This is a genomic window from Anaerocolumna jejuensis DSM 15929, from assembly GCF_900142215.1.
Classification (GTDB): Bacteria; Bacillota; Clostridia; order Lachnospirales; family Lachnospiraceae; genus Anaerocolumna; species Anaerocolumna jejuensis.
The window spans coordinates 1-13,082 of record NZ_FRAC01000031.1 but is presented as its reverse complement, the minus strand read 5'-3'; the positions used below and the strand labels follow the sequence as shown (position 1 = coordinate 13,082).

Here is a 13,082-nt window from a genome sequence, read left to right as displayed (position 1 = left end):
ATAAATTCTATCAATTATAAAAGAGAGTGATGTTTACAGCAGCATAAACATCACTTGTTACTGGTTAAAAATCCCCATAGGGTTTCACTAACTTGCAGAAAGTCTTGATTCTTTTAAAATCTTTATTTTTTGTTAAATAGGCAAGATAGACGGTGTGGAATATTCTTTCTTCATCCAGCGGGATGGAGGGCAAATCAAATTGCTTTAACAAAGAGGTTTTGGCTACAACAGCTATACTTGGATTAACGGAAACATAGCCGCCAATGGTAGTTTCATCATCAAATTCTTCAATGATATTTGGCTGCTCAGTATAAACTTCAATTAATTTGTGCGCACTTTTGCCGACCGGAAGATTTTTGCGATATGTAACCAAGGGCATTTCATACCAATTTTCTTGTATATCCGGATGCTTTTCATAAAGGGTTTTATTTATGAATAAAACGAAGGACTGCTTCTTGATGGGAATAAAAGTTAGGCTTGGTTCCTCTTGTCTGGCGCATAATCCGATGTCATAGACACCTTGCTTCAATTTTTTTAGAATATCCGAAGTATGTCCATGAAAAATCTGTATATTTTCAAGTACAAATCCATTTTTTTCACTGTTATGAATAATTTCAGGCAAGAAGTTACTTGCTAAAGTCGGAATAATGCCCACAGCAATCGTATCGCTTTCATTTTTGTATTGCTTCCGGATACGATCTATTGTCTGAGTAATTGAACCTAAAGATAATTCAGTTGTTTGGTGTAATTCCTTTCCATATGCAGTCAATAAGACATTACGCCCTTTTTTTTCAAATAAAGGGACCTCTAAATCGGCTTCTAGTTTTTTTATGGCATAACTCAAAGAGGGCTGACTAATCATTAACTGATGGGATGCCTCGGTATAATTTTCAGTTTCTGCAAGAACGCTAAAATAAAAAAGATGATTTAAATTCATTGATAGCCCTTCCTTTTCTTTCTTTGTATTAAGTATAGCAAAATATATAGATAGTTTCTATTAATTACCCAAAAAAAGTATTGGTTTTTTATAAATAAATTTTATATGATGTATGTGAAAAATTAAACAAAGAAGGAAGGTATATTATGGAATATGTAGAAAAAAACGGAATGGATAAACGGAAAATTGTCTTTGCAGCTGCATTTTTTGTTATTTTTGTATGTTCAGCATCCGCTGCATTCTCAGTATTCTCGATACCACTTCAGAAAGCAACCGGTGGAAGTGCTTCTCAAGTCGTATTAACGTTAACTATTTATCAATTTTTTATGTCGTTATTTGGAATTATTTCAGGGCGGGTCGTGGACAAATCTGGACCCAAAAAGTTAATGTATATTGGGGGCTTGGTTTTTGGTCTGGGTTGGTTTACTACAGCATTCGTGACAAGTATTCCTTTATTATACTTAACTTGTGGAGTAATTGCAGGGGCGGGAAATGGCTTGCTATACAATCCATCACTTAATGTAGCTTTAAGATGGTATCCTGAAAAACGTGGAACCATATCAGGTGCGTTGTTATGTGCTGCATCCATAGGTCCTCTGATAACAGCCAAAGCAGGAGCAATTTTATGTGATCAATTTGGTATTCATGGGTTGATATACTTAGGGATTGCTTACCTCATTGTCATTTGGCTAGTTGGATGGAAAATGAGAGTCCCGGAAAAGGGTTGGATGCCAGATGGATTTTCCAAAACGGAGCAAGGTGCGGCAGCTGCTCAAATAGCTTATTCACCAAAAGAAATGTTATCAACTAAAACATTCTGGCTATTGCTTTTACTTTTTTCAATTGCATGTACAGCAGGTATTATGATGATTGGATCCTTATCTTCTATTGGACAAACACAATTAGAGATGACTCCAATAGCAGCAGCAAATCTTGTTGCGGTAAATCTGCTTTCTAATTTATGCGGCCGCTTAGTGATTGGTAAATTATGTGATAAATTAGGGGAGTTAGAAACCTTAGCAATTATTTTTATACTAACGGTTATTGCGTTAATTGGATTAAGTTTTTCTTATACATTACCAATCTTTATTTTCTTCTTAATTATTTTAGGAGCATCTTTTGGTGGTGTACTAGTTGTATTTCCGCCATTAACGAGCAAGACCTTTGGTATGAAACATTCAGGTATTAATTATGGAATCATGTTTTTTGGTTATTCCATAGGTGCTTTTTTGGGGCCTCAGATTGCTGCACGCTTTGTGAATAAAGCTAGCGGAATCAAAGCATATCATATGCCTTTTATTATTGCAACAATAGTCGCAATTCTAGGATTAATTCTGACTGTTGTTATGAGAAAAATTATAAAAAAACCGTCATTTTCGTAATGAGTGTTATGGAAAATTTAAAAGTGGCTCTATAAAAAATGTCAGGGTAATCATTAAAAATGGTTCCCTGACATTTTTTAAAAAGCCGTTTGTCCTCCGTGAAAGATGTGTTTATAAGTAACAGAAAGGAAACACTTTATAGGAGGTGCACGACTAGAAAATATATAGTTGTTGAGTTTGAAATAAAGGAAATGTTATTTTTAAGAAAAATTAGAGGAAAACATGTACCGTGGCTAGTCATCGCGCCAGCGATTTGGTACAATAAAAGCATCTGTAACGGAATACGTAAGTATAAGTAAATTTGTCATCGCTTCAACACATGTGGAAACCGTTGTGCTGCTATGTCGAACAGATTCCTAGAAATCGTTGAATTTGCACACTTTTATAAACATGTTAACATGCGATTTCTAAGTTTAAATACTTTTGAAGAAAATAATGAACTTTTTTTAGACATAGCTGAAAATTATCGAAAGCAAGAGCTATATACCAGTTATCTGGAACCAATAGCTGTGATAGCCGAAATTGAACTGTGTATTAGGGCGGTGAGATGTACGCATATCACCGCCCTGTTCACATGTTATTGAATAACTCAATTGAAGTATTGTCAAATGCTCCTTATGGATTATAGTGTTTTAGCTCAAAAATTAGATGAAGTTCAGTGCAAAATAAGATTCGTTTATGCAAAATTCTAGCCTCCTGATTATAATAACAATCTAGATCTTGTTTCTGATATACTTTATGTTATTAATACCATTTGAATGAACGCAGTTTCCGTGAAGGAATGAGCAGTAGGAGAATGCTTGCATATTTTACGGCATATTGTTATAACACAATCGAAAACTAATTACACATTACATTATTATGTTAGGGGGGATATTTATGAAATCTGTGAAGAAAATTTTGATGGGGATAGCAATTATTTTGTTAGGAATAGCTATCAGTTTAGGGCCAGATTCGTTTCTCTTTATAGGCTGGGTAGTTTCAATAATTGGATTAATTATGTCATTCATTGGATACTACTTTACAGAAGATGAATAGAGAAGTCGGTAACGCGTAGTATACTATACAATACAACGCCGGCAAGGACTAAAGAAAACGCCTTGTAGTTTATCCAATGGTATATACAGCTAGAGGCCTTGTGTATAGGCATACACATAAAATATATGAAAAGATTATTCAGCAGTATTTTACTGGCAGTTATTCTGTTGCTTGTTTGATGCTCCGGCGATTCAGCTTCACTTATGTTGGGGGACAACTAATTAATTCTAAAATGCGATGAAGAAGGTGTTGGAACCTATGTAATTGAAATAGACGGTATCGCCTATCGCCATTCTGAGATATATTAACAAATCACTCCCCTTGCCCGATTGTTTTATGCAACCGGGTATCTTTGCGCCATTTTTCAAAAAATCTCACAAACTAATAAAAAATGTAACCAGAAACCCTTTCACCTTGGGACTTCTGTGAAATGCTGCTTTGAATAGAGTTTCAGCACGGATTGACATGGAGAAAATACGCACGATTATTGAGGCAACTCCTGCACTGCTTCCGGTGCAAAAGAAATTTTACATGGTGATGATTTAAGAGAGAAAGACAAAAGTCCTTGATTACAGCATGGAACAGCTCATGAAGCTGGATCGGCAGGGGCCGGAGCAGACGGAAAATCAGAGGCAGCAGTTTACGATGTGAATATATAGATTTTGTGTAAAAACAAACTATCCAAATCGGCCTTAACTGCGAATGGAGCAAATGACAACTTACAATAGAAATGGCAATATACCATTGCCATTAACCCTTATTTTGTTATTATACACAATCATATTTGAAAAATAAATATTTTGAAATTGGATATAATTTGACAGTGCGCCTTACGATCTTTATAATTAAAGAAAATTGTAATGAATAGAACCTTCAACCAAAAGAGTATTTGAAGGTTTTATTGTGAAATTGAATTGAAAAGTTGGAATTTAGAGGGAGGCTTTGGACTTTGCAAGAGCAGAGATTTACAAAAAAGGACTGGATGCTTTTCAGAAATAAAATTGCTGATTGGCAGGAAGCCTATATGGACAGGCTCAATAAGGAATATATAGAATTACTAAGTGAAGACGCTAATCCATCAGAAAAGTTTTGGAGCCTGGACAAGAGAATAAAGGAAGATAGGAAGAAAACTGGCGTTCAATTAGAAATGAGCCGATCGAACCTTGTTTATAACATTATTTCCCTTATAAGTGATAGTGCGATTAGCTTTGAAGATCTAGAAGAGTTCAGTGATGAGTTGAAGGAAACTGTAAGAATTTTTGTTGAGAGATAGTTTAGAGTATATGAAGTATTGAAGGTTTACAGGAACGTTGAGACAGTGGTGGTGATAGGGTAATGCTGTGTAAGTATAAAAAAGGCATTTTGCCATTAGGTGTAATCGATTTGGCAAAATCATATACTTTTGGCAATAGATTAATAATTTGGCAAATCCTATACCCCGTGGTAAAAGGGATATTATTCAGCAAATTTTCTCGCAGTATATAACTTCGAAGATGTGAGCTTGTATTGCAAACATCAAATGGCTTTTCTTCGAAGTATGGTACAGACGGGTGCCTATATATCGATGCCTGCACACAACTCGGCATTTGGGTGGCTAATGCTTCAGGAGTGAATACGCAGGCAGTGGCCGAGCACGTAATGGCATTGATATTGTCTTATTATAAAAACATACCGTTTCTTGATGCTTTCATGAAAAACAGGATAGATGAAAGTTAATTAAATTATTCAGGAAGTGAATTAACAGGTAAAACGATTGGAATTATAGGCTTTGGCGCTATCGGTAAAAAAGTAGCTGAGTTTTGCAGGGTCTTTGATATGAATGTGCTGGCTTATGCTAGGAAAGCTGTTGTACAACCTGACGGTTTTGTGAAAATGACGGATATTGATTATCTTGTAAGTGCATCAGACATAGTAACTGTACATGCATCCCTGAATCCGCAAACCAAACAGCTGATTGACAAAGAGGTATTCAAGAAAATAAAGAATACCTCACTTTTTATAAATACAGCCCGTGGTGGAATTGTCAATGAAAAAGACTTAATAGGTGCTTTAAAAATTGGAGATATTGCAGGTGCATGCCTGGATGTGTTTGAATCTGAACCGCTTTCAACCGACAGTGAGCTTCGGAATCTAAGTAATGTGATACTTACTCCCCTTACGGCAGGTATGCCTGATGGTCTAAAATTCCATAAAAAAAGATATGATTTCGTTATGAATAATATAAAACGTGTAGAGAATGGTGAAGAGCCTGAAAGCAAACGCAATCAGCTATTATAGTTTTTTTGTCAAGAGGGTACCAGCTTTGGTAGGCACCTTTTTCGTAAGTTCAAGGCATATAGAGAGTTTGAAGGCTATGAAAAAGAAAAGAATATTTAGAATCATAATTGCCGATTCTTTATATTCTTTTCTTTTATTTGTATTGATACTGTATTGTTCAAAATTCTGAATGGGAATTTTTGGGCATATTTTATGATTATGAAGGTGGACTTGGAAAAGGGAAAAGGTGTGGTTTGGGAGCGATGCTTGGGATGCTGGTAAAATTTTATCGTTTACGGTATTCCCGAGGCGAACTTCCTGTAATTTTTTTAAATTGCTTATTAAAATTAGACAGGTTGTTAAAGCCACAGCTGTAGGAGATAGTTGATATGTCATCTGTTGTTTCGGTCAGCGCTGTGCATGCGGCTTTGATCCTGAGATGGGTCAGAAATTCAATCGCACTGCAGCCAACGGCTTTCTTAAAGGAGTTCATGAAGTGACTTGAACTGATGGCGCATTTAGCGGCAAGCTCGCCTATCGTGATGGAATCCATATAGCAATAGGTCATATACTCCAGGGCCGGACGGATTAGGGAAGAATAACTAATATCATCACCCTGAAAGGAAGACAGATTATCGCTTTTTTCAAAATACCAGTAAAGTTGTAATAGAACACTTTTTAGTAAAAGGTCGTCATAAGGATTGTTTTTGTTTGCACAGCTTATGATAGTCTCGGTCAGGGAGTGTATGACCGAATAATCCGGGTGGCTCAGGTCATATTTCATATTTACACGCAGTTGTCCTGTGATAAGAGGTCGTATACAATGGGTACTGCTGCGATCATTGCTTTCAAGCCCGAGCATGCTGGCATGAAATACAAAGGCAATATAATGCAGATTCATGGTGGAAGAAGGGTAGGCGGCATGCAGCATATTGGGAGAAATCATAATCACGTCCCCATTGCTTACAGGAAAGTGTTCGTCTCCACAGATGAAGTCGCCCTTTCCCTGCAATACATAATCAATTTCAAACTCGTTATGCCAGTGCATAGGAACGTTGGGAAAAGAATCTGGTATATGGCAATCATAAATACTGTAGGGAACCAATGAGGAACTGTGCTGGCGCTGTTCTTTATTACCTTGAGATGCAACAATCGTATATTTCATATTTATACCCCGTGCATATCGCAGGCTTGCCTGCGATATTGCCTTAATAAGTAATTTGAAAGGAAGTTTCAAACATACCCCGTGCATATCGCAGGCTTGCCTGCGATACTGCTTTAATAAGTAATTTGAAAGGAAGTTTCAAACATACCCCGTGCATATCGCAGACTTGCCTGCGATACTGCTTTAATAAGTAGCTTGAAAGGAACTTTCAAACATGACCTCCATGGATAACAATCCGAATTACAACTTAAATCATAGAATAGTATCAAAAATATATAGTATTTCAGAAGAAATGTAATCGTCTATAGAGTATTATATCATTGTAATCCCAAAAATCAATTGACATATAGGAGGATGTATTATGAAATTTTTAGATGACAATGGGGCATTGGTGTTTTACCAAAATGGCGAAATGGGTCGAATCGAAGCTTGGGGTAAGGATTCTGTCAGAGTACGTACCACTATGCTTGGCAAGTTTAATGGAAATGACTGGGCTTTGACAGAAAATGTTGAGAATATAGATAGCAGTGTAAAGATTGAAAGGGAAGATCATTGGGTAGGGGATGGAACCATTGATCAGAGGGAAATTGCTTCCATTACGAATGGACGTATTAAAGTAGTTGTGAATTTTGTGGGTATTATTTCATTTTATAAAGATGACAAGCTGTTCCTTCGTGAATATTTCCGTATGTATGATGGAACCATTTCGAAAGAGAGCCGTTGCTTGAAAGTGATTAACCGCGAGTGGAAGGGAATCATTGGGGGAACTGATTATTCCTTGAATGTAAAATTTGAAGGTAATAAAGGTGAGAAAATCTTTGGTATGGGCCAATATCAACAAAATGATATGGACTTAAAGGGCTGTGTATTGGAACTGGCACAGCGTAATTCTCAGATTTCTGTTCCTTTTGCTGTATCTTCCTTAGGATACGGCTTCCTTTGGAACAACCCGGCTGTTGGTCGTGCAACCTTTGGTAAGAACTATACAGAGTGGATTGCAAGATCTACCAGGGAGATGGATTACTGGATCACTGTGGCAGATGCACCGAAGCAGATTCTGGAAAACTATACTGCAGTTACCGGTCACGCTGATATGTTTCCGGAAGATCTGATGGGGCTTTGGCAATGCAAGCTGCGCTACAGAACCCAGGATGAGGTTCTGACTGTTGCTCGTCAGTATCAGAAAGAAGGCATTAAGATTGACCAGATCGTCATTGACTTTTTCCATTGGACAGTACAGGGTGACTGGAAATTCGATACACAGTACTGGCCGAATCCGAAGGAAATGGTGGATGAGCTTCACTCTATGGGAATCAAGGTTGTCGTATCTGTATGGCCTTCTGTGGATCGTAAGAGTGAAAACTTTGGTCCGATGATGGAAAGAGGCCTTCTGATCAAGACAGAGCGCGGCGCTGCGCAGACCTATGATTATCAAGGCGACTGTGTGGAAATCGACCCTTTTAATCCTGAAACACGTAAGTATGTTTGGGAAGTATGCAAGAAAAATTACTACGATTTTGGCATCGATGCTTTCTGGCTGGATAACTCTGAGCCGGATTATGGTGTGTATGATTTTGAGAATTACAGATACTGTGATGGACCTGCACTTAGTAACAGTAATATGTATCCTCAGATGTACAGCCGCTTATTTTATGATGAGATGAGTAAGGAAAATAAGCCTGTTGTTAATCTGCTTCGCAGTGCATGGGCCGGCTCCCAGAAGTATGGCAATGTGGTTTGGTCCGGCGACGTGCCAAGTACCTTTGAAGCCTTCGCTGATCAGTTACAGTGCGGTCTGAACATGGGACTTGCAGGCATTCCCTGGTGGACGACAGATATCGGCGGCTTCATGACAGATGATGTAAATGATCCTGATTTCAGAAATCTCCTGATTCGTTGGTATCAGTTCGCTGTGTATTCAGCTGTACTGCGTATGCACGGGGACAGAGGCCCTTACAACATTCCACCGCTGGATAACAGAGACTGGGGTGGCGGCTACCTCCATACAGGTCAGCCAAATGAGCTTTGGAGTTATGGGGAAGACAATTATAAGATTATGAAGAAATACTATGATATCCGTATTAGTATGCATGATTATATCAAAAAGCTTTATGAAGAAGCTCATACGAATGGCTCTCCATTGGTTCGTACCATGTTCTATGAATTTCCGGAAGATGAGAAATGTTGGGAACTTCAGGATCAGTATATGTTTGGTGACAAATATCTTGTAGCGCCGATTCTTCATCTGAATGAATTCAAGAGAGACGTATATCTCCCTGCTGGTGAGTGGATATTGACCTCTACCGGAGAAAAGTATACCGGTGGCATAACGGTATCAGTTGATGCACCAATCGAATACACTCCGGTATTTGAACGCAAGGCGGTCGGCTTATAAAACTCAATGCTATTGCTGATAGTCAGATGAAGTTACTGACGGAGGAGCATAGGTTTAAGCGGCATCTTTTTTAAACGTTCAAGGCACGTTGAGACGATAATAATGATGACGAATTGTGGTAGAAACAATAAATGATGATGCACGACCGTTTATTTAATAAAATGATTACAATAAGACCGGATTTCTCTTTTTATTGAGAAATACGGTCTTATTTTATATCACTTATAATGGCAACTCGAAAAATGATTAATGTATTGCCTAAAAGCAGTAGACAGTATATATAGTGTAATCTATTATATGTAATAAATTAGAAAAATTATTTATGGTGAATATAGGAAATTTATGTTGAATTATTTTATAGTAAGTCATAAAATGAGTTAGAAGTAAAATAATGATATCATAGGGGTATTAATTGTTAGGTGAGTTAAAAAGAAACTGGGAAATGTTATAGCAATAATGGGCATTTCATCTAAGTTCTTATTATTTATATTAGATGAGGTGAGAGAAAATGGATGATGGATTAAAAATTCTATTGAATACATATTGGAGCAGCAATGGGTGGAAAGACGGCGCTATTTCGGATAATGACTTTCAACAAGCTAAAAGAGAAGGATATATGTTTGATTATCCTAAGCGAATTAGCCATGAACAAACCTTGACGAAACTTGCCGTTGTCTTATTTAAAATAAAACCGCAAGATGTTGCAAATCAGATATAGAATTACTGATTAAGCTACTAAAATGTATGGAGGATTTAGAATCCCACAATAAAGCAGGAATATATCGAGATTATCTTTTAAAGAAAAAGATAATTAAGTTCAATAAAAGTGAAATGGGAAGCTTATTGGATATTTTAGGAATTTGTGGCATTTTGCCTAGCAACAATTATCCTTGTTATGATGTTAAGTTTGCCGATATAACTTGGCGCGCCCCAGTTGAGCATACCAATGATTTTTCGTTCCCGTTTAATAGGTGGCAGGTCAAAGATGGTGTTAATACAGAACGATTTCAAAAAGTTTTTGGCATGCTCTACACAAAATGAGCATATTTATCGAGTAGTTTTGAACTGCGGATTATTTATATTTATTGCTACAAAATTGTTAGCACATGCAAATTTTATCGAATGGAGTAAAGATATATGGACATCCAAGAAACAATAGATTATTGTATTAATTCTGCTATAAAAATTGGGATTGAAACCTATAATAGAACACTTGATTTTAGTGATGACAGCATTATTTTCGTAGATGAAATCCTCGACGGATATCATGACAGATATATTAACTCAGAAAAGGATAACGGGTTAATAAAAAAACATGCTAATACATATGCACATATTTTTGGAATATACATAGGAGAAGTTTTAAGATGCAATCATGCAAGCGACTATATCTGGATGGATACTGAGTTTGGTCTTACTCTTTCAAAAAATGTACAAAATCAAGTGAATCCGATAGCTAAGGTCTATAAGCAAATTATTAATGGTAAAGAGTCTGGTGATGATATCAAATCATTTTTTAATATTGCAATACTAATTATGCAAGGTAAATTTCCAACTACTAGGTAGGACAAAATTAGCGGATATTTAATTCACAGTTATATCTTTTCTGATATGAAAAAATACGCTAATCTTAAAAGTAATTGATTGTTGAGGGGTACCGATTTTTACATACTATGGTAGTGAAAAATAAGAAGAAATCTTTTAGGGGAGAAAATGAAAAAAAAATTAATTTTAGTAATAATTTTTGTTATTTGCTTAGTTAGTTGCGGACATCAAGCTACAGTTAATAATAAAATAAAAGATAATATACAAAACATAGGATCAACCGAATCACCTAACATTAGTTCAACAAATCAGGCATCTGATGCGAATAAATCTAACACAGATTGGAAGCCAAATCATGGAATTGCAGATGTTGTATCCAAACATGATGCTGACGGTAATACAGAAGAATATGTTTATATAAATTCTAATGAAGGGTGGAAGGCATATAGCGAACCAATTGGAGCTGGTCAAAAGCATACTATCCTTTATAAGACTACAGATAGTGGAGTACATTGGGATAAAATTATTGATTCCGCTGACACCTCATCAACAATGCCTGGAGGGGATATTTTATTTATTAATAGTAAGGTAGGATGGATAATAAGTAATTTCCCAATGAAAGGAACTCTAAGATTATATAAAACAAATGATGGTGGTGTTACATGGGAAATACAAGATATAAGTTCTTCATCTGAGTATTCAGCTATTACTTTTAATGCTAATCTGCCTGTATTCTTTTCTATGAAGGACGGTATTATATTTGTTTCATGTATCGATACAGTAAGTAATAAAGATATAGATCCTGTAGCGTTTATAACACATGACGGTGGTGAAAATTGGAGCATTATTTCTTTAGATGAAAATGATAAAACTTTTTCTTGGAACATTAAGAAACAAGATAATACTATTAGTGAATTTCAGATCATATATAATAACGAAGTTTGGAATTCAGAAGATGCAATTAATTGGACTAAAATAAAAAATAAATAAGGGATATAATATAAGAGGGTACCTATTTTAGGCATCCTCTATATTATTATTTTGTTATCTTATAATGGAAGGCTTGATGCAATATCTGCATCTTTAGTTCCACCATAATATTGCCAAATTATTGGAGCCGCACTATTTATCTTTGGAGCGCTACTCATTGAAGCTGGATAAAACACTCGACTATATGAGGAGGACGGAGTATAATAAAACAACGAGCAAAATATGAAAATCTGAGATTTTTCTCACAGTATATAACGGAGAAGATGCGTGTTTGTAATTGAAAACATCAATTGGATTTTCTTTGAAGTGTGCATAGAGTATGAAAGGTGGTTTGGCAATGAAAGTTCTGATTGTAGGTTATTTTACCCAAATTTCAAAATTAAATATTACAAGTCATTTTCCAAAAGACTGGGACATTGTAATTATTCCGCCGGGAAAAGAGATGCTGCATCATATTGAAGATTGCCAGGTAATCATACCTGAACATATTAAAGTGGACCGCAGCCTGCTTTCGTTAGCAAAAAATTTAAAATTGGTACAGACGGGTGCAGGATATGATAATGTAGATATCGATGCCTGCACGCAGCTCGGCATTTGGGTGGCTAATGCTTCAGGAGTGAATGCACAGGCAGTGGCCGAGCACGTAATGGCACTGATATTGTCCTATTATAAAAATATACCGTTTCTTGATAATTTCATGAAAAACAGGATAGATGAAAATCAATTGGACTACACAGGAAGCGAATTAAAAGGCAAAACGATTGGAATTGTAGGCTTTGGTGCTATCGGTAAAAAAGTAGCTGAGTTTTGCAGGGTTTTTGATATGAACGTGCTGGCTTATACTAGAAATGCCGTTGTACAACCTGACGGTTTTGTGAAAATGACGGATTTCGATAATCTTGTAAGGACATCAGACATAGTAACTATACATGCATCCCTGAATCCGCAAACCAAACAGCTGATTGACAAAGAGGTATTCAAGAAAATGAAGAATACTGCACTTTTTATAAATACTGCCCGCGGTGGGATTGTCAATGAAAAAGATTTAATAGATGCTTTAAAAAACAGAGATATTTCAGGCGCATGCCTGGATGTGTTTGAATCTGAACCGCTTTCAAACGATAGTGAGCTTCGGAATCTAAGTAATGTGATACTTACTCCCCATACGGCAGGTATGCCTGACGGTCTAAAATTCCATAAAAAAAGATATGATTTCTTTATGAATAATATAAAACGTGTAGAGAATGGTGAAGAGCCTGAAAGCAAGCTCAATCAGCTATACTAGTGTACAACCAAATTGATAATTAGCTGTTGATTCTTTTCTGCGTTATGTTACAATAAAATAAAAAAGGATATCATTTCACATATGAGAAA

12 protein-coding genes and 1 pseudogene are annotated in these 13,082 nt (G+C 36.3%); 11 read left to right on the top strand and 2 right to left on the bottom strand.

Features of this window, described 5'->3' with window-relative positions; all coding sequences use genetic code 11:
• Positions 1-64: 64 nt before the first annotated feature.
• Positions 65-937: a LysR family transcriptional regulator gene (locus BUB77_RS23745; protein WP_073279546.1), complete on the bottom strand. Its 873-nt coding sequence runs from the start codon at positions 935-937 to the stop codon at positions 65-67.
• 146 nt (positions 938-1,083) lie between these two features.
• Here BUB77_RS23745 and BUB77_RS23740 point away from each other — a divergent pair, with 146 nt between their 5' ends.
• The 5 genes and pseudogenes from BUB77_RS23740 to BUB77_RS30575 all read left to right on the top strand — a co-directional run.
• A complete protein-coding gene (locus BUB77_RS23740) occupies positions 1,084-2,319 on the top strand; it encodes an L-lactate MFS transporter (protein ID WP_084124656.1) in 1,236 nt (411 codons plus the stop codon).
• Between the two features lie 879 nt (positions 2,320-3,198).
• Complete coding sequence (locus BUB77_RS30095; protein WP_170866729.1) at positions 3,199-3,357, top strand: hypothetical protein; 159 nt, start codon at positions 3,199-3,201, stop codon at positions 3,355-3,357.
• Between the two features lie 949 nt (positions 3,358-4,306).
• A complete protein-coding gene (locus tag BUB77_RS23735; protein ID WP_073279545.1) occupies positions 4,307-4,630 on the top strand; it encodes a multidrug transporter in 324 nt (107 codons plus the stop codon).
• A gap of 233 nt (positions 4,631-4,863) precedes the next feature.
• Positions 4,864-5,073, top strand: coding sequence for a hypothetical protein (locus tag BUB77_RS31055; protein WP_278277741.1), 210 nt, complete (start codon positions 4,864-4,866; stop codon positions 5,071-5,073).
• Positions 5,074-5,091: 18 nt separating this feature from the next.
• Positions 5,092-5,634, top strand: a pseudogene (locus BUB77_RS30575) (NAD(P)-dependent oxidoreductase); the annotation flags it as partial.
• Between the two features lie 265 nt (positions 5,635-5,899).
• Here the strand turns inward: BUB77_RS30575 and BUB77_RS23725 are convergent.
• A complete protein-coding gene (locus tag BUB77_RS23725) occupies positions 5,900-6,778 on the bottom strand; it encodes an AraC family transcriptional regulator (RefSeq protein WP_170866728.1) in 879 nt (292 codons plus the stop codon).
• 361 nt (positions 6,779-7,139) lie between these two features.
• Between BUB77_RS23725 and BUB77_RS23720 the strand changes: the two genes are divergently transcribed.
• The 6 genes from BUB77_RS23720 to BUB77_RS23695 all read left to right on the top strand — a co-directional run bounded on the left by BUB77_RS23720 (position 7,140) and on the right by BUB77_RS23695 (position 12,993).
• The gene (locus BUB77_RS23720) at positions 7,140-9,173 is read left to right on the top strand and encodes a glycoside hydrolase family 31 protein (protein ID WP_073279543.1); all 2,034 of its coding nucleotides are present in this window, start codon (positions 7,140-7,142) and stop codon (positions 9,171-9,173) included.
• Positions 9,174-9,681: 508 nt separating this feature from the next.
• On the top strand, positions 9,682-9,891 hold the full coding sequence (locus BUB77_RS23715; RefSeq protein WP_073279542.1) for a hypothetical protein: 210 nt from the start codon (positions 9,682-9,684) through the stop codon (positions 9,889-9,891).
• A gap of 26 nt (positions 9,892-9,917) precedes the next feature.
• Positions 9,918-10,214, top strand: a complete 297-nt coding sequence (locus BUB77_RS23710) for a hypothetical protein (RefSeq protein ID WP_073279540.1) — start codon at positions 9,918-9,920, stop codon at positions 10,212-10,214.
• Positions 10,215-10,310: 96 nt separating this feature from the next.
• Positions 10,311-10,739 carry a hypothetical protein gene (locus tag BUB77_RS23705; RefSeq protein ID WP_073279538.1) on the top strand — a complete coding sequence of 143 codons (429 nt, stop codon included), beginning with the start codon at positions 10,311-10,313 and terminating at the stop codon, positions 10,737-10,739.
• 147 nt (positions 10,740-10,886) lie between these two features.
• Positions 10,887-11,708, top strand: a complete 822-nt coding sequence (locus BUB77_RS23700) for a WD40/YVTN/BNR-like repeat-containing protein (RefSeq protein ID WP_073279536.1) — start codon at positions 10,887-10,889, stop codon at positions 11,706-11,708.
• Positions 11,709-12,045: 337 nt separating this feature from the next.
• Positions 12,046-12,993: an NAD(P)-dependent oxidoreductase gene (locus tag BUB77_RS23695; protein ID WP_073279534.1), complete on the top strand. Its 948-nt coding sequence runs from the start codon at positions 12,046-12,048 to the stop codon at positions 12,991-12,993.
• The last annotated feature ends 89 nt before the right edge of the window (positions 12,994-13,082 follow it).